Raw genomic sequence first — 19938 nt, forward strand, 5'->3', positions numbered from 1 at the left:
ACAAGATGAAAAACGTGTCACTGACCAGGGCGCCAAGGCTGGCGTTGGCGGCCATTCCGGCCGCCGCGATGCTGTGGGCCCCTTCGCAACCGGCGAGCGCGCAAGCGCTCGCCAACCAGTCGCTGGAAGACCGTTTGAATACGCTGATGCGCGTGGTGGACGAGCAGCAGCGGCAGATTCACTCGCTCGAACGGCAGCTCACCCAGCTCGAGATGTCGCAACGCGGCCGCGGCCTGCCCGGCGCGGGCGCGGCTGCGGGCGCGGGCAGCGCCGCGCTCGCCGAACAGCCCGGCGCGGACGGGTTGCCGGTGCCGCTGCCGCCGCTCGCGCAGATCACGCCGGGGGCGCCCGCGCCGGCCGGCAGCACCGGCACCGCGACCGGCGTGCCGGTCAATCCGCCGGCGCCCGACAGCAGCAGCACGGCCGGCGGCCTGCCGCCCGCCACCGACGGCAGCGGCGCGGTCGGCCAGACCCAGCGCGCGGCCGAGCCGGTACGCACCCAGGCCGAGCAGGCGGTCGTGCAGCGCGAACACGCGCCGCTGTTCGACCACAAGCTGACGATGGACTTCGGCATCAGCGACACCTACTACGACCGTCGCCAGTTGCAGTTGTCGGGCTTCCTCGCGCTCGACGCGATCTTTCTCGGCAACATCAACCTCGGCCAGACCAAGTCGCACCAGGTGATGGCCGACCTCGACACACGCTACGGCCTGACCGACCGCATCAGCGTCGACGTCGACGTGCCGTACATCTACCGGCGCAGCAACTTCATCGTCGGCGGCGCGGGCGGCGCGGCGAGCTCGCTGTCGGACGCGACGGTGTCGAGCCACGATCTCGGCGACGTGAACTTCGGCGTCTACTACCAGTTCGTGCGCGAGACCAACAGCATGCCGGACATCGTCGGCAGCCTGCGCGTGAAGGCGCCGACCGGCACCTCGCCGTTCGGCCAGAAGGTCGTGCAGATCGACGCCGACAACACCAACCTCGTCGCGCCCACCAGGCTGCCGACCGGCACCGGTTTCTGGAACATCACCGCGGGGCTGTCGGTGCTGAAGACCTACGACCCGGTCGTGCTGTTCGGCAGTGTGTCGTACACCTACAACCTCGCGCGCTCGTTCGCCGACATCTCGTCGGTGCAGGGGCAGGTCGAGCCGGCGACGGTCAAGCTCGGCGACATTGTGCAGTTCGGCGGCGGCGTCGCGCTGGCGTTCTCCGACAAGGATTCGGCCAGCATCGCGTTCACGATGGCGCTCGAACCCGCGTCGAAGACGCGCGCGCCGGGCGGCTCCTACACGAAGGTGCCGGGCAGCGAGACCACCGCCGCCGCGATGAATTTTGGCTTGAACCACGTGGTGAACAAGCACCTGACGATCAACGGCGCGGTGTCGATCGGGCTCACCCCCGACGCGCCGAACTTCGTGGTCGGCGTGCGCTTTCCGTACACCTTCTGACGTGCCAACGATGCGAGGCCGAACGTGCGTGAATCACCTCATCTAACCAGTGTGGCCGCGGTGGCGTCCGCGGGATCGCATCTGTCGCTCGCGGTGCCGCGCGAGCGCGGCGCCGAACGTGTGCTGCTGTACGTCGCGCGCACGCCCGACGAAACCCTGCTCGCGCATCTGCGAAGCCGCGGCTGGCAGGTTGCGGCCGCGCGCTCCGCGCACGAACTCGGGCGGCTCGTGAAGCCCGATCAGGCATGCGCGGGCATCGTCGATCTGGCGAGCTTCGCGCCGCGCGAGATCGGCGGACTCGAACTGAGCCTGCGCCAGCAGCAGGTCGGCTGGATCGCGCTGGCGAGCAACGAACGGCTGAACGATCCGCTGGTGCGCCGGCTCGTGCGTCACTACTGCTTCGACTTCGTGAAGCTGCCGGCCGCGCACGCGACGATCGACTATCTGGCCGGCCACGCGTTCGGCATGGTCACGCTGTGCGACCCGGAACTGCCGCCGCCCGCGAGCGAAGCGGGCGACGAGGAAATGGTCGGCACCTGCGAGGCGATGCAGCAGCTGTTTCGCACGATCCGCAAGGTCGCCAACACCGATGCGAGCGTGTTCATCTCCGGCGAATCGGGCACCGGCAAGGAGCTCACCGCGCTGGCGATTCACGAGCGCTCGCCGCGCCGCAAAGCGCCGTTCATGGCGATCAACTGCGGCGCGATTCCGCATCACCTTCTGCAATCCGAACTGTTCGGCTACGAGCGCGGCGCGTTCACCGGCGCGAACCAGCGCAAGATCGGCCGGGTCGAAGCGGCCGACGGCGGCACGCTGTTTCTCGACGAAATCGGCGATCTGCCGCTGGAGAGCCAAGCGAGCCTGCTGCGCTTTTTGCAGGAGGGCAAGATCGAGCGGCTCGGCGGGCGTGAATCGATCCCGGTCGACGTGCGGATCATCTCGGCGACCCACGTCGATCTCGAAGGCGCGATGCGCGACGGCCAGTTCCGCGCGGACCTGTTCCACCGGCTGTGCGTGCTGCGCGTCGACGAACCGCCGCTGCGCACGCGCGGCAAGGACATCGAAATCCTTGCGTATCACATCCTGCACAAGTTCAAGGCCGACAACGCGCGCAAGATTCGCGGCTTCACGCCGTCGGCGATCGAGGCGCTTTACAACTACGGCTGGCCCGGCAACGTGCGCGAACTGATCAACCGGGTGCGCCGCGCGATCGTGATGGCCGAGAACAAGCTGATCTCGGCGGAGGACCTCGATCTCGCGGGCTACACGGAGCAGCAGAGCATGACGCTGACCCAGGCGCGCGAGGCCGCCGAGAAGCGCGCGATCGAGGCGGCGCTGTTGCGGCACCGGCACCGGCTGACCGAGGCGGCGGCCGATCTGAATATTTCGCGCGTCACGCTGTACCGGCTGATGGGCGTGCATGGGCTGCGCGAACTCGCTGGCGCGGAAGAGAAAGGGCCGTTGGCTGCGAACGAGCCGGCGCAGCGGTGAGCGGCGCGCGCGCCGGTGCGCGCGGGCGCGTCGGGTAGAATCGTTCGATTACCCTCCTCTCTCCACTCGATGACGACGCTCACCCTGATCGTCGCTCGCGCCAACAATGGCGTGATCGGCCGCGATAACCAGTTGCCCTGGCGACTGCCCGAAGACCTGAAGTTCTTCAAGCGCACCACGATGGGCGCGCCCATCATCATGGGCCGCAAGACGCACGAATCGATCGGCCGGCCGCTGCCGGGACGCCGCAACATCGTCGTCACGCGCGACGGGGCACGCCGCTTTCAGGGCTGCGACACCGCGACCAATCTCGACGACGCGCTGCGTCTGGCCGGTCAGGATCAGGCGCCGCAGGCGTTTCTGATCGGCGGCGCGCAGTTGTATCAGGAGGGCCTGCTGCACGCGGACAAGCTGATCGTCACCGAGATCGCCGCCGACTTCGACGGCGACGCGACCTTCCCGGCCATCGATCGCGACGTCTGGGAAGAAGTCGCGCGCGAAGCGCATCACTCGAACGCGCCGAACGACTTCGACTACGCGTTCGTCACGTATCAGCGCAAGGACGGTTGAACAAAGCGCCTCGTGCTCAAGACGCGGGTGCGCGCCGCGCACCAATAAAAAACGCCACGCAATTGCGTGGCGTTGTTCTTTTACCGCAGCGTCGGCGCGGCGCTCACTGCCCGGCGATCGTCATCCGCTCGATCAGCACCGAACCGGTCTGCTTGGTGCCGCGCGTGATCGTGTCCGCGCCGATCGCGACGATATGGCGGAACATCTCCTGCAGTGTGCTCGCGACCGTGATCTCCTCGACCGGATACTGGATCTTGCCGTTCTCGACCCAGAAGCCCGACGCGCCGCGCGAATAGTCGCCGGTCACGTAGTTCACGCCCTGCCCCATCAGCTCGGTCAGCAGCAGACCGGTGCCGAGCTTTTTCAGCATCGCCTCGAAGTCGTCTTCCGCGCGCGTGTTCGAGCTGAGCAGCGACAGGTTGTGCGAGCCGCCCGCGTTACCGGTGGTCTGCATGCCGAGCTTGCGCGCCGAGTAGGTCGACAGGAAGTAGCCTTCGACCACGCCGTCTTTCACGACCGAACGCTGGCGGGTGCGCACGCCTTCTTCGTCGAACGGCGCGCTGCCCATCGCGCGCGCGACGTGCGGGTCCTCGACGACCTGCACGTGCGGCGCGAACACCGGCTTGCCGAGGCTGTCGACGAGGAACGAGGTCTTGCGATACAGCGCGCCGCCGCTGGTCGCCTGCACGAATGCGCCGAGCAGCCCCGCCGCGAGCGGCGCCTCGAACAGCACCGGCACCTTGCGGGTGTCGAGTCCGCGCGCGCCAATGCGGGCCAGCGCGCGCTGCGCGGCATAGCGGCCGACCGCTTCCGGATCGGCGAGCTGATCGGCGCTGCGGGTCGACGTGTACCAGTCGTCGCGCTGCATGTTGCGGCCGCTGCCGGCGATCGGCGCGCACGCGATGTAATGGCGCGAGTATGGGTAGCCGGCCAGGAAACCGCGCGAAGTGGCCAGCACGAACTGCGAGTGTTGTGCCGACACGCTCGCGCCTTCCGAATTCTTGATCTGCGGATCGGTCGCGAACGCGGCGTCTTCCGCGCGGCGGGCGATTTCGACCGCTTCATCGGCCGACAGATTCCACGGGTGATACAGATCGAGATCGCGCGGCGCGGTTTCGAGCAACTCGGCTTCGGCGAGGCCCGCGCAATCGTCCTCGGCGGTGAAGCGCGCGATGTTGTACGCGGCCGCGACCGTATCCTTGAGCGCCTGCGACGAGAAATCCGAGGTGCTCGCGTTGCCGCGCTTGTTGCCGATGAACACCGTGACGCCGACCATCTTGTCGCGGTTGTGCTCGATCGTCTCGACCTCGCCGCGCCGCACCGAGACGGACAGGCCGTCGCCTTCGGAGATTTCGGTCGCGGCGTCGGTGCCGCCGAGCGCCTTCGCGTGACGGAGGATGTCCGAGGCGATTTCCTTCAGCTCATCCTGGGTATGCGGAAAAAAGCGCTGCTTGACGTCCATGTCTGCTGCCATTGTGATTGCCGTCCTGTTGGGGCCGCGCGGCCCGGAGTGTGCGCACCGTGTGCGGCGCAGGCGCGCGGGTGCGGGATAAATGCATCCCGCGATCATAGCAAGCTACGCGGCGCCGTACCTGCGATTCGCGGCCCGTTCGACGCACGTCCGGCCCCGCGGGCAGGCGGCGCGGCCTGCGCGGCACGCTACAATATCGCCATGACACGCAAAACCCGCATTCAACCGATCGAATCCGTCGTCACGGAAGTCGACGAAAACGGCTACGACCGCCCGAGCAAGTCCCAGATGAAGCGCGAAATGGCCGCGCTGCAGGATCTGGGCGCGGAGCTGGTCACGCTGCCGAAAGACGCGCTCAAGCGCATGCCGATGCCCGAAAAGCTCGATGAAGCCGTGCGCGAAGCACGCCGCATCACCGATCACGAAGGCAAGCGCCGCCAGATCCAGTACGTGGGCCGCGTGATGCGCTCGCTGCTGGACACGGAAGTCGCCGCGCTGCGCACCGCGCTCGACACCTACAAGGGCGTCAACAAGAGCGAAACCGCGAAGCTGCACTGGATCGAGCGCACCCGCGAAAAGCTGCTCGCCGACGACGCCGCGCTGACCGACTTCATCCGCAAGTACCCGGCCGCCGATCCGCAGCAGGGCCGCACGCTGATCCGCAACGCGCGCAAGGAAGCCGAGCAGAGCAAGCCGCCGCGCTACTTCCGCGAGCTGTTCCAGTGGATCAAGAACGCGGCCGACGCGGACGACGAAGCCGACGACGCGCAAGACGCCAATCTCACCGCGGACGACGACGATGACGACCGCGACGCCTGAGCGGCGCCAGCCGCGCAACCATCCGGACGAAATCGTGATCGGCCTCGTGTCGATCAGCGACCGCGCGTCGACCGGCGTCTATGAGGACAAGGGCATTCCGGCACTGCAGGAATGGCTCGGCGCGGCGCTCACGTCGCCGTGGCAGGTGGTCACCCGCCTGATCGCCGACGACGCGCCGACCATCTCCGCGACGCTGACCGAACTGGTCGATGAAGTGGGCTGCGATCTGGTGTTGACCACCGGCGGCACCGGCCCGGCGCGGCGCGACGTGACGCCCGAGGCAACGCTCGCGGTTGCCAGCAAAGAGATGCCGGGTTTCGGCGAGCAGATGCGGCAGATCAGCCTGAATTTCGTGCCGACCGCGATCCTGTCGCGGCAGGTCGCGGTGATCCGCGAAACCGCCGATCACGCGGCGCTGATCATCAACCTGCCGGGTCAGCCGAAGTCGATCAGGGAAACGCTCGAAGGTCTGCGCGACGCGGACGCGGGCAATGCGGTGAAGGTGCCGGGGATTTTCGCGGCGGTGCCCTATTGCATCGATCTGATCGGCGGGCCGTATGTGGAAACCAACGCCGATGTGGTGAAGGCGTTCCGGCCGAAGAACGCGGTGCGCGCTCCGCGGCAGGCATAGTCAAGGACTCGGGTTTGGAGGCCGCGCCACGCCGGCGCTCGTTGAGTTCGCCGCTGGTTGGCGACGACGTGGCGCTTCGAAGTCGATCAGGTGGCGTTCGGCTTGCGCTTTATTTCGCGCTCGCGTCGGCTTGCGCCGCCGGAGCCGACGGCACCAGGAAATGCTCGCGGTAGTACTTCAGTTCGTCGATCGACTCGTGGATGTCCGCCAGCGCGGTGTGCATCGCGCGCTTCTGGAAACCCTTGTAGACGGCCGGCTGCCAGCGGCGGCACAACTCCTTCAGCGTGCTGACGTCGAGGTTGCGGTAGTGGAAGAACTTTTCCAGCTCCGGCATCCAGCGCGCCATGAAGCGGCGGTCCTGGCAAATCGAGTTGCCGCACATCGGCGACTTGCCCGGCGGCACGTAAGCGCCGAGAAACTCGCGAATCTGCTCGACCGCGTCGGCTTCGCTGACCGTCGACGCCTTCACGCGATCGATCAGCCCCGAACGGCCATGCGTGTTCTGGTTCCACTCGTCCATCTTCGCGAGCGTTTCGTCGCTCTGATGAATCGCCAGCACCGGACCTTCGACCATCCGGTCGAGCGTCGAATTGGTCACCACCACCGCGATTTCGATGATGCGATCGGTGTCGGGCTCGAGCCCGGTCATTTCCATGTCCAGCCAGATCAGATTCATGTCGCTGCGCACGAGCGGCAGCGGGTCGGTGGAAGCGAGGATGTCAGTCATGAAGGCAACCCTGAGGGCCGCGTGGCGGCTTCGCTCAGAAGCCGCGCGCCGCGGCGCGTGTTCGTTTGAAATGGCTTCGCGCGGCTGGCGGCGACCAGGCGGCGGCGCTGCGCTGCGTGCAGGCATCGCCCGATGACCGCCCGTGTCGCCGCTAAACCGTAGCGCCCCGCCGCGAGGCGGGAAGAAACATATAATTCTCGCATAGATACCACGGAATCCCCGGATGCCTACCCTGTACTTCACCACTGTGTTCGTCATCGCGGTCGTCGCGATGGTCGGCACCAAACTCTGGCTCGCGTCGCGGCAGATCCGCTTCGTCGCCGGCCATCGCGAGCAGGTGCCCAGCCAGTTCGCGACCACGATCGCCCTCTCGGCGCACCAGCGCGCGGCCGACTACACGGTCGAGCGCACCCGGCTCGCGATGATCGAAATCGTCGTCGGCGCGGCCGTGCTGATCTGGCTCACGCTGCTCGGCGGCGTGCAGATGCTCGATCTGGCGATCTCCGACTGGCTCGGCCGCGGCTACCTCGGCCAGATCGCGCTGGTCGCGGCGGTGATCGCGATCACCAGCGCGATCGACCTGCCGTTCGACTACTACCGGCAGTTCGTCGTCGAACAGCGCTTCGGCTTCAACCGGATGAGTAAGGGGCTGTTCTTCTTCGACCGTCTGAAAGGCACGCTGCTCGGCGTCGCGTTCGGGCTGCCGCTGCTGTTCGTCGTGCTGTGGCTGATGAACCGGGCGGGCAACCTGTGGTGGCTGTGGGCGTGGGTCGTGTGGGTCGCGTTCCAGATGTTCGGCCTGCTGATTTTCCCGACCTTCATCGCGCCGCTGTTCAACAAGTTCGAACCGCTGAAGGACGAGGCGCTGGTCAATCGCATCGAGGCGCTGATGAAGCGCTGCGGCTTTGCCGCGAAGGGCCTGTTCGTGATGGACGGCAGCCGCCGCTCCGCGCACGGCAATGCGTACTTCACCGGCTTCGGCGCCAGCAAGCGCATCGTGTTCTTCGACACGCTGCTCGCGCGCCTGTCGGGCCGCGAGATCGAAGCGGTGCTCGCGCACGAGCTCGGCCATTTCAAGCGCCGTCACGTGATGAAGCGGATGCTCGTCACGTTCGCGATCAGCCTTGTGATGCTCGCGCTGCTCGGCTGGCTGTCGCAATGCGTGTGGTTCTACGAAGGGCTCGGCGTGCGGCCGTCGCTGATCGGCGGCAATAGCGGGCTCGCGCTGGTGCTGTTCTTCCTCGCGCTGCCGGTGTTCATGTTCTTCGTCACGCCGCTCGGCAGCCTCAGCTCGCGCAAGCACGAGTTCGAAGCGGACGCGTTCGCGGCGACCCAGACCGACGCGCAGGATCTCGTCAACGCGCTGGTCAAGCTGTACGAGGACAACGCGTCGACACTGACGCCCGATCCGCTCTACACCTCGTTCTACTACTCGCATCCGCCGGCGTCGCAGCGGATCGACCGACTGCTGCGTCACGCATGAGCGCCCGCGCCCCGAAAAAAGCGCCGCGCGCGCAGGCCGGCGCGCACGGCACGCGTATCGGCGGACTGGTGGTGGCCGCGCATGGCCGTCATTATCTGGTCGCGCCCGAGGACGGCGGCGCAATGCTGCAGTGCTTCCCGCGCGGCAAGCGCAGCGAGGTCGCGGTCGGCGACCGGGTGATCTACGAGCCGACTTCAGCGGATCAGGGCGTGATCGTCGAGATCGGCGAGCGGCGCAATCTGCTGTATCGCTCGGATCAATACAAGTCGAAGCTGTTCGCCGCGAATCTCGATCAACTGCTGATCGTGCTCGCGACCGAGCCGCACTTCAGCGAAGACCTGCTCGGCCGCGCGCTGGTCGCCGCCGAAGCGAACGAGCTGAAGCCGCTGATCGTGCTGAACAAGATCGACGTTACCGCCGCGCTAGAAGGCGCGCGCCGCCGGCTCGAGCCGTATCGCGCGCTCGGCTATCCGGTGCTGGAGGTGTCGATCCGCATGCAGCCCGAGGCGGCGCGGGCGGTGCTGAGCGAGCATCTGCGTAACCATGCGACGCTGCTGCTCGGCCAGTCCGGGATGGGCAAGTCGACGCTGGTGAATCTGCTGATTCCGCACGCCGAAGTCGCGACGCGTGAGATCTCGACCGCGTTGAATAGCGGCCGGCATACCACGACATTTACCCGGCTTTATCCGCTGCCGGTGGACACGGACAATGCGCACGACGTCGATGGCTCGACCGGCGCGAGCCGTGTGATCGGCTCCGCCGGCGCACTGATCGATTCGCCGGGCTTCCAGGAATTCGGCCTGCACCACCTGACCGAAGGCCGGCTCGAACGCGCGTTTCCGGAATTCCGGCCGCTGCTGCCGAACTGCCGCTTCTACAACTGCCACCATCTGCACGAGCCCGGCTGCGCGATTCTCGAAGCGGTCGCCGATGGCCGTATTCGCCGCGAACGGCATGCGCTGTATGCGCAGCTCGTGCATGAGGCAAGCCAGATCGTCCGCTGATATGAAGCTGATGCGCGCGCCGAATCTGATCATCGGACAGCATTGGGTCAACGTGCTGCAGAGCGCGGGGATTGCGTGCGAATTGCACAACCGCTATCTGAATGGCGCGCTCGGTGAGATTCCGGCCGATCAGTGCGCGCCGGAGTTGTGGCTCGTCGACGAGCGCGATGAAGCTCTCGCGCGACGCCTGATCGAAGCGGCATCACGGGGCCCGGCGCCAGACGCGCCGGGCTGGCGGTGCCGGCAATGCGGCGAGCTGCTCGAGGCGCAGTTCACCGTGTGCTGGCAATGCGGGACCGCGCGCGATCCGTTGCTGGAGTGAAACGCGGGCTCGCACCAGCTGGCCGAGCGCGTGGAGTGCTGAGCGTCGAGTGCTGAGCCTCGAGTCGCGGTGGTGTTCAAAGTCGCGGCGGTCGGGACTCGAAAGCGAAAAAAAGCCGGGCATTGATTGCCCGGCTTTTTTGTTTGCTAATGCTGCGTTACGCGGCGACTTGCATCAAGCGAGCCACACCGCGATCGTCAGCATCAACAGCAAAATCATCCACAGCACGACCGCGCGCCACACGAGGCCCACCGCCGATTGCAGCGTGCGCGGCGTGCAGTCGTCGCCGACTTGCAACGGGCCGCCGTCGCCGGTGGCGAGCGCATCGAGACTCGACGGCTCGGCGAGCGGGCCGGCCAGACGTGCGCCCAGCGCCCCGCTACCGGCGGCGAGCAGCACGCCGTCGTTCGCATCGGGCCACTGCCGCGCGTGATTGCGCCACGAGTAAATCGCATCCTCGAAATTGCCGACGATCGCAAAACCCAGCGACGTCAGCCGCGCCGGCACCCAGTCGATCACGAAGAACGCGCGCTGCGCGAAACTCGCAAACGCGGCGGTCCGCTCGTCCACCGGCCGCGCCCATGCGCGCGCCAGGTACTCCGCGCAGCGGTACAGCACCGCCCCCGCCGGCCCCACCGGAATCAGAAACCAGAAGAACACGCCGAACACATGACGATGCGACGCGACCACCGCGTGAATCAGCGTATGACGGACGATCTCGCTGACCGGCATGTCGACGGTGTCGAGCCCGGTCCACTCGTTGAGGATTTCGCGCGCGCGCGGCACGTCGTCGTTGTTCAGCGCGAGGTGGATATCGGTGAAGTAATGGCTGAACTGCCGGAAGCCGAGCGTGAAGTACAGCACCACCACGTTCCACAGGAACGCGAGCATGAAGTGAAGGTGATACAGCACGTAGTAGACGAGCGCGACCGCGAGCGTCCAGGGCACCACCACCACCAACCACGCGAGCAGACCGTGGCGCGGCTTGCCGGCATCGAATCCGTGCGCCGCCGACTCCGCATGGTATTGAAGCAACGCGGACACCGGATTGTTCGGCGACAGCGCGCGTACCTGTTCAATGATCAGAGCCAGCAATACGGAGAAAAAAGTCATGCGATGCGCCGTGCTTTTCGAGTTTTACGATTGTTTTATAACGATAGCACAGGGTCGGATGAGTCTGAGCAGGCACGCTGACAAAGCAGCGACAAGTGCGTCGTCCGCGCAACTCTAACGGTTCGGTTGGTCGCGAAGGCTCATGCGGCGAGGAAGCGATAGAAGTTACGCAGCATCGCGGCCGTCGCGCCCCAGATGAAATGCTGGCCGCCTTGCACGGCTGCCGGGGTCGACGTTTCGACATTGTGCTCACCGGGCGCGCCGGGCCCGCGTTGCTGCTGCGCGAGTTCCGGCGCCACTGTCATCGCACCGCGCGGATAAGGCATCGCAAAGAAGCGGCGCTCTCCGCCGTCGTAGCGGAACAGACGCTCTTCGTGATTGGCCGGGTTCATCAGGAACGCGAGCGGCACTTCGAATACCTCGGCCACTTCGAGCGTATCGATCCGCAGCGAAAACGGCGGGTGCACGAGACCGATCACCGGCGACACGCAAAAGCCCGTGCCAGTCAGATAGTCGGGCAATGCGCCGAGCACTTCGACGCGCGACTCGTCGAGGCCCACTTCTTCGCGCGCCTCGCGCAGCGCGGTCGCGATCGCATCGGCATCGAACGGCTCCTGGCGGCCGCCGGGAAAACTCACCTGGCCGGCGTGGTCGCTCAGATGGTCGGCGCGCTGTGTGAGCAACACGGTCAAGCCATGGTCGCGCACCACCAGCGGCACCAGCACCGCGGCCACACGGGGATCGAGTTCGGGATTGCGCCAGGGCGCGTCGGAGATTTTTTCGGGCGTCCAGGCGAGCTGTCGCTCGAAGCGGGCCCGCAGCGCGTCGGGCGTCAAACGTTCGACGGGCACCGGGGGCAGATCGGCGCCGGTTGCGATCACCGGCAGGGTTTCGGGCTCAAAGACGGGGCGGATCAACGGGTCTCTCTACTGAGCGGGGGACATGTCGCTATTTTGACCTGGCAAATAAAAAAGCACCCGCTGGGGGTGCTTTTTCTTACAGCATTTACGCCTGGGAAGCAGCGCGGTCCTTCGAGACCAGCTTTTCCTTGATTCGAGCCGACTTGCCCGAACGCTCGCGCAGGTAGTACAGCTTTGCACGACGCACATCGCCACGACGCTTGACGACGATGCTTGCCAGCAGCGGCGAATACGTCTGGAACGTACGCTCGACGCCTTCGCCCGACGAAATCTTGCGGACGATGAACGACGAATTCAGACCACGGTTACGCTTGGCGATCACGACGCCTTCGTAAGCCTGCACACGCTTGCGCGTGCCTTCAACCACGTTCACGCTAACGACGACCGTGTCGCCCGGACCGAAGTCGGGGATGGTCTTTTCGCCGAGAACGCGCGCGATTTCTTCCTGCTCGAGTTTTGCAATCAGGTTCATTTCTGACTCCTAGATCCATCTTGTCGGCGTTCGTACCTGCGTCACGCGATGTTGCGCGAGTTGCCCCGCTGCGTTCGGCTACGGCCCCGATAGAGGATGGGTTCACATCTGGCGCCGCACACGCATGTACGGCACCGCCTTGTGTCCGCTCGAAAGACCGGGGCCTCAGGCCTTCGGCTCTTCCTTCGCGAGACTTGCGAGCCATGCCTCGTCGGCACGGCTCAACATCTTGTTCTTTCTGGCCTTCACGATCAGATCGGGCCGTTTGTTCAGCGTGTTGCGCAACGCCTCGCGGCGGCGCCACGCTTCGATTTCCGCATGATGGCCGCCGAGCAGCACATCGGGCACGCGCACACCCTCGTATTCCTCGGGGCGCGTGTAATGCGGACAATCGAGCAGCACGTCGACGAAGCTGTCCTGCACCGCCGACTGCGAATCGTTGAGCACGCCGGGCAACTGCCGCACCACCGCATCCATCAACGCCATCGCGGGCAGCTCGCCGCCGGACAGCACGAAGTCGCCCAGACTGACTTCCTCGTCGACGACGCGGTCGAGCAGACGCTGGTCGATCGCTTCGTAACGCCCGCACAACAGAATCAGGCCGGGCTCGGTCGCGAACTTCATCACGCGCTCGTGGTTCAACGTGGCGCCTTGCGGCGACATCATCACGACGCGCGATGCGCCGATGCCCTGCTCCGTCTGCGCCGCTTTCGCGGCGTTGATCGCATCTTCGAGCGGCCGGCCCAGCATCACCATGCCGGGGCCACCGCCGTACGGGCGATCGTCGATCGTGCGGTAGTTGTCGGTGGTGAAATCGCGCGGATTCCACGTACGCAACCCATAGCGCTGCTGCTTCGCGGCCCGGCTGGTGATACCCCAGTCGGTCAACGCGCGGAACATTTCAGGAAAGAGCGTTACGACATCGAACTGCATCGCTCTCTCCATTCAACGAAAGATTTCAATAGTCGGCTTCCCAATCGACGACGATCTGCTTTGCCGCCTGATTCACCGTTTTGACAAAGATGCCGACGAACGGGATCATGCGCTCGCCTGCGACCGGCTTGCCGGTTTTGTCGGTAGCCGGATATTCGATACGCAGCACCGACTGCGCACCGTTGTCGATCATGCCGGCGACCTTGCCGAGATTAACCCCGGCGAGGTTCACCACATCCAGGCCGATCAGATCGACCCAGTAGAATTCGTCGGCTTCGAGAGCCGGAAATTCGCTGCGGCTGACATATACGCGGGAACCGCGCAAGGCCAGCGCCGCATCGCGGTCAGCGATGCCACCCAGATGGGCGACCACACTGTCGCTATGCGTTTTGGCCTGCAAGGAGGGGGTCGAACTGCGCTGCTGGCCTCTGAGCAGCCACCAGCGCTTCGCGCTCAGCAACGCGTCGCCGCCCTGCCCGGCGTCCGCATGCGCGGCCACCTTGACCCAGCCTTTGAGACCATACGCGTCGACGATTGCGCCGACCTCGACCGCATCGGCCGGCCAGCTTGCCGCCGTTTCCGCGCGCATTTCTGCTGCTTCGGAGACGGCGCTTGCGGAAGTCGCTTTCGCCGTGCCCTCGGCACGCTCGACCGGCTTGCGGACGAAGGCGCCAAACGACGCCTGACCAGACGCTTTCGCGCGCGAAGCTGTCTTGGCGCGACCAGAACTGCCGGAATCACGCTCAGACATAAGCTACCCTCGACGACAACTTCGCTGCCTGCTGCGGCATCTGCTTCAGTAAAACAATGTGCGCATCGGACTGCTCGTGCAAGTTGCGCGAGCCGCCGGCCACGCCGACGACGATACGCGTGCGGGCCGCCATATTAAGCAGCCGGCTGCGCCTTTTGCGCTTCCTTCACCAGACGCTCGACGGTCGGCGACAGTTGTGCGCCAACGCCTTGCCAGTACGTCAGGCGGTCCTGAGCGATACGGAGCGATTCGCCCTTCGTAGCGACCGGGTTGTAGAAGCCGACGCGCTCGATGAAGCGGCCGTCACGACGGCTACGCGAATCGGTGGCGACGATGTTGTAGAACGGGCGCTTCTTGGAGCCGCCACGAGCCAAGCGGATGATGACCATACTAGAATCCTTGAAAACCGGGGTTCGGAACGACTGAAACACGCGATTATAGCGGGAAACCGACGCCATAACAAACACTTACCGGGATAAACTGAGCGGCCGGACCGCGCGGGCCCTTCTCGCAAGGCCGGCGACCCCGTCCAAACGCCCGAATTTCCTGAGGGAGCGCCTGTGCAACGCCCGTCGATCGCCTCGTTTCTGCCAGCGTTTTTTGTCTTTTTCGTGCGCTTTGCCGGCGTTGCCCGCGTGACGCGAAGCCCGATTCTACGCGTGGCGGCCGCGGGTTGGCTCGCGGCTCAGGCGCTGACGGCGACCGCCGCCTCTCTGCCGGTCGAAAAAATCAAGCTGCCGCCGGGCTTTCATATTGATGTGCTGTCGGACGATGTGCCGGGCGCGCGCGCGATGGCGCTGTCGCCGAAAGGCGTTCTCTATATAGGCAGCCTCGACGGCCACGTCTACGCGCTCGAACTGCGCGACGCTCGCGCGACCGCCCGCCACGTGATCGCGTCCGGCCTGCAGATTCCGGCGGGCGTCGCGTGGCGCGACGGCGCGCTGTACGTTTCCGCGGTGTCGAAGATCGTCCGCTTCGATGCGATCGACGCCCATCTCAGCGACCCGCCGAAACCCGTCGTCGTTACCGACAAGCTGCCCGCCGAAACCCATCATGGCCTGAAATTCATTGCGTTCGCCCCCGACGGCAAGCTGTATGTGCCGCAGGGCGCGCCGTGCAACATCTGCGACAAAGACCCGGACCGCTACGCACTGATCGGCCGGATGGATCCCGACGGCAGCCACTACGAAGTGTTCGCGCGCGGTATCCGCAATTCGGTCGGCTTCGCGTGGCACCCGGTCACGCACGAACTGTGGTTCACCGACAACGGCCGCGACCTGCTCGGCGACGACATCCCCAGCGACGAACTCAATCGCGCGCCGCGCACCGGGATGCACTTCGGCTTTCCGTACTGCCACGCCGGCGACATCGCGGACCCGGAGTTCGGTAAGGACCGTCCGTGCAACCAGTTCACGCCGCCGGTGGTGAAGCTCGGCGCTCACGTCGCGGCGCTCGGCATGCGCTTTTACGACGGCCCGATGTTTCCGGCCGACTACCGCAACAACATTTTTATCGCCGAACACGGCTCGTGGAATCGCAGCCGGAAGGTCGGCTACCGGGTGGTGCGCGTGATCACCGATTCGGACGGCGGCCACGCGCGCCAGCAGGTGTTCGCCGAAGGCTGGCTGCAGCCCGGCGAAGCGGTCTGGGGCCGTCCCGCCGACGTGCTGCCGCTGCCCGACGGCTCGCTGCTGATCAGCGACGACCACGCGGGCGCGATTTATCGCGTGACGTATTCGGCGCCGTAAGCCGGCGCCGCGCGTTCATTCGACACGCTCCTGCTGCAACTGCTGCAACCCGCACGGCCCCGCCACGTGGCCATCGCCACGCGGCGGGCGTAGAATGCGCGTCGTTCCGCGCCCCGCCGCGCGCCGCTCCTTTCGACCGCCCGTCATTGTGCCCACCGCGTTCATGTCCACCGTTGCCTCGACTTCCCCGCGTTTCCGATCCAAGACACTGACCGCCGCGCTCGCCTTTCTGTTCGGCAGCCTCGGTGCCCACCGCTTCTATCTGTACGGCACGCGGGACATTTACGGGTGGGCGCATCTGCTCGCCACGCTGATCGGCATTCCGGGCGTGATGCTGCTGGTGGCCACCGAACGCGCGTCGATACTCGGCTGGGTGCTCGCGACGATCGGCGCGATTTCACTGTTCGCCGCATTTCTGGCGGCGCTGGTTTATGGACTGCGGCCCGATCAGAAATGGGACGCCCAGTTCAACGCCCACACGCAGCGCAAAAGCCGCTCGGGCTGGACCGTCATTTTCGTCGTGATCTTTTCCCTGCTGATCGGCGCGTTTCTGCTGATGACCGGGCTCGCGCTTGGGTTTCAGACCTACTTCGAAAGTCAGGTGGAAGCGGCCAAGGAGATCTCGCAGTAACCGGAAGTCACAGGCCGCGCAAACGCGGGCGGTCTGTGTCGCGCTAGAACAGCCGCAGTTGCGGATTGTCGCGAGCCGGCGCCGCTGCCGTCTCGCCGGTGCGCGCCGGCTCGATCCGGCGAAAGTGCGACATATCGAGAATGCCGCGGTCACGCCGGTTCAATCCCAACCGGCGCACTGCGTTGTGAAAACGCTGCCGCAGCAGGTCCGCCCACAGTCCCTCACCCTTCATGCGCGTCGCGAACGACGAGTCATAGTCCTTGCCGCCACGCATATCCCGCACGCGGCTCATCACCCTGTCCGCCCGGTCCGGGAAATGCGCGCCCAGCCAATCCTTGAATAACGGCGCGACCTCCCACGGCAAGCGCAGCACGATATAGCTCGCGTTGCTGGCACCCGCTTGCGCGCACGCTTCGAGCACGCGCTCCAGATCGGGCTCGGTGACGAACGGAATCACCGGCGCGATGCTGACGCCGACCGGAATACCCGCTTCGCTGAGCGTACGGATCGCGCGCAGCCGGCGTGACGGCGTAGCCGCGCGCGGTTCCAGCGTGCGCGCAATATCGGCGTCCAGCGTAGTGATCGTGATCGCCGCCATGAATTGGCCGCGCGCGGCCATCGGCGCGAGCAGGTCGATGTCGCGTTCAATCAGCGACGACTTGGTGATCGCCGCAAACGGGTGATTGCGCTCGCTGAGCACCTCGATCACGCGACGCGTGAGGCGCAAGTCGCGTTCGGCGGGCTGCCACGCATCGGTGGCGACGCCGAGCGCGATCGGCTCCGGCACGTACGACTTCTTCGACAGCTCGCGCTCGAGCAGTTCCGGCGCGTTGATCTTCGCGTAGATACGGCTCTCGAAATCGAGCCCCGGCGACAAGCCGAGATAGCTATGCGTCGGCCGTGCGAAGCAATAGATGCAGCCATGCTCGCAGCCGCGATACGGATTCAGCGACACGCTAAAAGCAATGTCCGGCGACGCGTTGCGCGTGAGGATCGTTTTGGCGCGCTCCTCGAACACTTGCGTGCGCAGCGCCTTGGGCTCGCCGTCCTCTTCGGCTCCCTGCCAGCCGTCGTCGACGGTTTCCCTCTGGTCCACCTCGTAGCGGCCTTGCAGGTTCGTGACCGCGCCGCGCCCTTTGCGCGGCGCGGGCGGCGCTATCGGGAATTCGGGAATATCAAGGGTATCGGGATCGTCCACGGCGAGGCAATGCGAAGCAGGAAACGACAAAGAAAACGGCGCACAACACCTGTATAAATATACAGTGTTTACGCCGTTTGTCGAGTGTCGAATTAGCTCGCGCGAGCCAGCCTGAGGTCGCCCATGTTCGTCAATCGGTTAGGCCACTCACTCGCCGACCGCGATCGTCAGCGTCTCCTTGATTTCCTCCATCACTACATAGCTCTTCGACTGCACCGCGCCCGGCAGTTGCAACAGGATGTCGCCGAGCAGCTTGCGGTAGTCGGCCATTTCGCCGATGCGCGCCTTGATCAGATAGTCGAAATCGCCCGACACCAGATGGCATTCCAGCACCTCGGGGATCTTCTGCACCTCGCGGCGGAACTGGTCGAACATATTGCCGCTTTTATGGTCGAGCGTAATCTCGACGAACACCAGCAGCGCGGCGCCCAGCTCGGCCGGGTTCACGCGCGCGTAGTAGCCGGTGATCACGCCGTCGCGCTCCATCCGCTTCACGCGTTCGATGCACGGCGTCACCGACAGCCCGACCTGCTCCGCGAGGTCCTTCATCGCCATCCGGCCGTCCTGCTGCAACAGCCTGAGAATCTTGTGATCGAGCTTGTCGAGTGCCCGCACGGGCTGGCGTTGTGTACGCATGGTCTTTTTTCTGAATTCTGAAAAAATACAATAACAAAAACTGCCTGACTCTCAATAGTATAGCGATTAACACTGGGCATACCGTATTTCACCTTGCGTTATCGCCTGTCGAAGCCGAACTGGGTCGACAGGCGCCGCGTCCCGCGATACGCGCATTGCCCTCACTCTACTTTTTTTGCATCCCTGGAGCAGCTATGCGAGTCGTCGTTTTGGGCAGTGGCGTGGTGGGCGTGACAAGCGCGTATTACCTCGCCCGCGCCGGTCACGAAGTCACCGTGATCGATCGCGAGGCCGGCCCCGCGCTCGAAACCAGCTTCGCCAACGCGGGCCAGATCTCGCCGGGCTACGCATCGCCGTGGGCCGCGCCGGGCGTCCCGCTGAAGGCGCTCAAGTGGATGTTCCAGAAGCACGCGCCGCTCGCAATCCGCCTCGATGGCACGACGTTCCAGCTGCAATGGATGTGGCAGATGCTGCAGAACTGCACCGAGTCGCGTTATGCGGTGAACAAGGGCCGCATGGTGCGCCTCGCCGAATACAGCCGCGATTGTCTGCAGGCGCTGCGCGCCGACACCGGGATCCGCTACGAAGGCCGCACCGGCGGCACGCTGCAGGTGTTTCGCACGCAGCAGCAGTTCGACGGCGCGGCGAAAGACATCGCGGTGCTGCGGGACGCCAACGTGCCGTATGAACTGCTGTCGGCGGCCGAACTCGCGAAGGCCGAACCGGCGCTCGCCGCGGTGTCGCACAAGCTGACCGGCGGCCTGCGCCTGCCCGGCGACGAAACCGGCGACTGCCAGATGTTCACCACGCGCCTCGCCGCGCTCGCCGCCGAACTTGGCGTGAAGTTCCGCTACAACACGCCGATCGACGCGCTCGCGATGGCCGGCGACCGGATCGCCGGCGTGCAATGCGGCAGCGAACTGGTGCGCGCGGACTCGTTCGTGGTCGCGCTCGGTTCGTACTCGACGCGCTTGCTCGACGGCATCGTCAGGATTCCGGTCTATCCGCTCAAGGGTTATTCGATCACCGCGCCGATCGTCGATGCGGCGGCCGCGCCGGTATCGACCGTGCTGGACGAGACCTACAAGATCGCGATCACGCGTTTCGACGACCGGATTCGCGTCGGCGGGATGGCCGAGATCGTCGGCTTCGACAAGACACTTCGCCGCGCGCGCCGCGAAACGCTCGAGCTGTGCGTAAACGACCTGTTCCCGGGTGGCGGCGACACCTCGCAGGCCACCTTCTGGACCGGTCTGCGACCGATGACGCCGGACGGCACGCCGATCGTCGGTCGCACGCCGGTGCCGAACCTGTTCCTGAACACCGGCCACGGCACGCTCGGCTGGACGATGTCGTGCGGCTCCGGGCAACTGCTGGCCGATCTGATGTCGGGCAAGCAGCCGGCAATCCGCGCGGACGATCTGTCGGTGCATCGCTATCTCGGCGAGACCGCGGGCGAGCATCGGCCGGCTTATGCCTGATTGGCGAGCTGGAACCAGCGCGCGGGCGACGGCGAATCACCCACACCCGCGCCAGCGTTAAAACCGCAGCAGCAAAACAAACGGCG

Annotated in this window: 21 protein-coding genes; 11 read left to right on the forward strand and 10 right to left on the reverse strand. The window is 65.6% G+C overall.

What is annotated here, in order from left to right; translation table 11 throughout:
* The first annotated feature begins 5 nt into the window (after positions 1-5).
* The 3 genes from LJ656_RS20785 (at position 6) to LJ656_RS20795 (ending at position 3512) form a co-directional block, all read left to right on the forward strand.
* The gene (locus tag LJ656_RS20785; protein ID WP_230511248.1) at positions 6-1451 is read left to right on the forward strand and encodes a hypothetical protein; all 1446 of its coding nucleotides are present in this window, start codon (positions 6-8) and stop codon (positions 1449-1451) included.
* Between the two features lie 60 nt (positions 1452-1511).
* Positions 1512-2942: a sigma-54 dependent transcriptional regulator gene (locus tag LJ656_RS20790; protein WP_425605979.1), complete on the forward strand. Its 1431-nt coding sequence runs from the start codon at positions 1512-1514 to the stop codon at positions 2940-2942.
* A gap of 69 nt (positions 2943-3011) precedes the next feature.
* Positions 3012-3512, forward strand: coding sequence for a dihydrofolate reductase (locus LJ656_RS20795; protein WP_230511249.1), 501 nt, complete (start codon positions 3012-3014; stop codon positions 3510-3512).
* Positions 3513-3615: 103 nt separating this feature from the next.
* Here LJ656_RS20795 and pmbA read toward each other — a convergent pair whose 3' ends face one another.
* Entirely contained in the window at positions 3616-4986 is a 1371-nt protein-coding gene (pmbA, locus tag LJ656_RS20800) for a metalloprotease PmbA (protein ID WP_230511250.1), read from the reverse strand.
* A gap of 198 nt (positions 4987-5184) precedes the next feature.
* Between pmbA and yjgA the strand changes: the two genes are divergently transcribed.
* A complete protein-coding gene (gene yjgA / locus LJ656_RS20805) occupies positions 5185-5802 on the forward strand; it encodes a ribosome biogenesis factor YjgA (RefSeq protein ID WP_230511251.1) in 618 nt (205 codons plus the stop codon).
* Positions 5783-6433 carry a molybdopterin adenylyltransferase gene (mog, locus tag LJ656_RS20810; RefSeq protein ID WP_230511252.1) on the forward strand — a complete coding sequence of 217 codons (651 nt, stop codon included), beginning with the start codon at positions 5783-5785 and terminating at the stop codon, positions 6431-6433. Before yjgA ends, mog begins: the two co-directional genes overlap by 20 nt.
* 109 nt (positions 6434-6542) lie before the next feature.
* On the opposite strand, the gene orn is transcribed toward mog, so the two are convergent.
* Positions 6543-7160, reverse strand: a complete 618-nt coding sequence (gene orn, locus LJ656_RS20815) for an oligoribonuclease (protein ID WP_230511253.1) — start codon at positions 7158-7160, stop codon at positions 6543-6545.
* A gap of 223 nt (positions 7161-7383) precedes the next feature.
* Between orn and LJ656_RS20820 the strand changes: the two genes are divergently transcribed.
* The 3 genes from LJ656_RS20820 to LJ656_RS20830 are packed head-to-tail and all read left to right on the forward strand — an operon-like array spanning position 7384 to position 9969.
* A complete protein-coding gene (locus LJ656_RS20820; protein WP_230511254.1) occupies positions 7384-8643 on the forward strand; it encodes a M48 family metallopeptidase in 1260 nt (419 codons plus the stop codon).
* Positions 8640-9647 (forward strand): ribosome small subunit-dependent GTPase A, encoded by a 1008-nt coding sequence (gene rsgA, locus LJ656_RS20825; RefSeq protein WP_230511255.1) that lies wholly within the window; start codon positions 8640-8642, stop codon positions 9645-9647. Before LJ656_RS20820 ends, rsgA begins: the two co-directional genes overlap by 4 nt.
* A gap of 1 nt (position 9648) precedes the next feature.
* Positions 9649-9969 (forward strand): putative signal transducing protein, encoded by a 321-nt coding sequence (locus LJ656_RS20830; RefSeq protein ID WP_230511256.1) that lies wholly within the window; start codon positions 9649-9651, stop codon positions 9967-9969.
* A gap of 174 nt (positions 9970-10143) precedes the next feature.
* Here the strand turns inward: LJ656_RS20830 and LJ656_RS20835 are convergent, their stop codons facing one another.
* From LJ656_RS20835 to rpsP, 6 genes are all read right to left on the reverse strand, one after another.
* On the reverse strand, positions 10144-11082 hold the full coding sequence (locus LJ656_RS20835) for a CobD/CbiB family protein (protein WP_230511257.1): 939 nt from the start codon (positions 11080-11082) through the stop codon (positions 10144-10146).
* Positions 11083-11222: 140 nt separating this feature from the next.
* On the reverse strand, positions 11223-11999 hold the full coding sequence (locus LJ656_RS20840) for an NUDIX hydrolase (protein WP_230511258.1): 777 nt from the start codon (positions 11997-11999) through the stop codon (positions 11223-11225).
* An 88-nt stretch (positions 12000-12087) separates the two neighbouring features.
* Positions 12088-12474 carry a 50S ribosomal protein L19 gene (gene rplS / locus LJ656_RS20845; RefSeq protein ID WP_230511259.1) on the reverse strand — a complete coding sequence of 129 codons (387 nt, stop codon included), beginning with the start codon at positions 12472-12474 and terminating at the stop codon, positions 12088-12090.
* A gap of 165 nt (positions 12475-12639) precedes the next feature.
* Complete coding sequence (trmD, locus tag LJ656_RS20850; RefSeq protein WP_075301974.1) at positions 12640-13407, reverse strand: tRNA (guanosine(37)-N1)-methyltransferase TrmD; 768 nt, start codon at positions 13405-13407, stop codon at positions 12640-12642.
* 25 nt (positions 13408-13432) lie between these two features.
* Positions 13433-14158: a ribosome maturation factor RimM gene (rimM, locus tag LJ656_RS20855; RefSeq protein ID WP_230511261.1), complete on the reverse strand. Its 726-nt coding sequence runs from the start codon at positions 14156-14158 to the stop codon at positions 13433-13435.
* Positions 14159-14292: 134 nt separating this feature from the next.
* Positions 14293-14547, reverse strand: coding sequence for a 30S ribosomal protein S16 (rpsP, locus tag LJ656_RS20860; protein WP_013090118.1), 255 nt, complete (start codon positions 14545-14547; stop codon positions 14293-14295).
* A 246-nt stretch (positions 14548-14793) separates the two neighbouring features.
* Between rpsP and LJ656_RS20865 the strand changes: the two genes are divergently transcribed.
* A complete protein-coding gene (locus LJ656_RS20865) occupies positions 14794-15906 on the forward strand; it encodes a PQQ-dependent sugar dehydrogenase (RefSeq protein WP_425605975.1) in 1113 nt (370 codons plus the stop codon).
* A gap of 163 nt (positions 15907-16069) precedes the next feature.
* Positions 16070-16537, forward strand: coding sequence for an NINE protein (locus LJ656_RS20870; RefSeq protein ID WP_230511262.1), 468 nt, complete (start codon positions 16070-16072; stop codon positions 16535-16537).
* 43 nt (positions 16538-16580) lie between these two features.
* On the opposite strand, the gene LJ656_RS20875 is transcribed toward LJ656_RS20870, so the two are convergent.
* Together LJ656_RS20875 and LJ656_RS20880 are read right to left on the reverse strand one after the other, a co-directional pair.
* The gene (locus LJ656_RS20875; protein ID WP_230511263.1) at positions 16581-17735 is read right to left on the reverse strand and encodes a PA0069 family radical SAM protein; all 1155 of its coding nucleotides are present in this window, start codon (positions 17733-17735) and stop codon (positions 16581-16583) included.
* A gap of 147 nt (positions 17736-17882) precedes the next feature.
* Positions 17883-18371, reverse strand: coding sequence for an Lrp/AsnC ligand binding domain-containing protein (locus tag LJ656_RS20880; protein WP_062127950.1), 489 nt, complete (start codon positions 18369-18371; stop codon positions 17883-17885).
* A 194-nt stretch (positions 18372-18565) separates the two neighbouring features.
* Between LJ656_RS20880 and LJ656_RS20885 the strand changes: the two genes are divergently transcribed.
* Positions 18566-19852 carry a D-amino acid dehydrogenase gene (locus tag LJ656_RS20885; protein WP_230511264.1) on the forward strand — a complete coding sequence of 429 codons (1287 nt, stop codon included), beginning with the start codon at positions 18566-18568 and terminating at the stop codon, positions 19850-19852.
* Positions 19853-19938: the final 86 nt, after the last annotated feature.

This window comes from Paraburkholderia sejongensis, assembly GCF_020880815.1.
In the GTDB taxonomy this organism is placed as follows: domain Bacteria; phylum Pseudomonadota; class Gammaproteobacteria; order Burkholderiales; family Burkholderiaceae; genus Paraburkholderia; species Paraburkholderia sejongensis.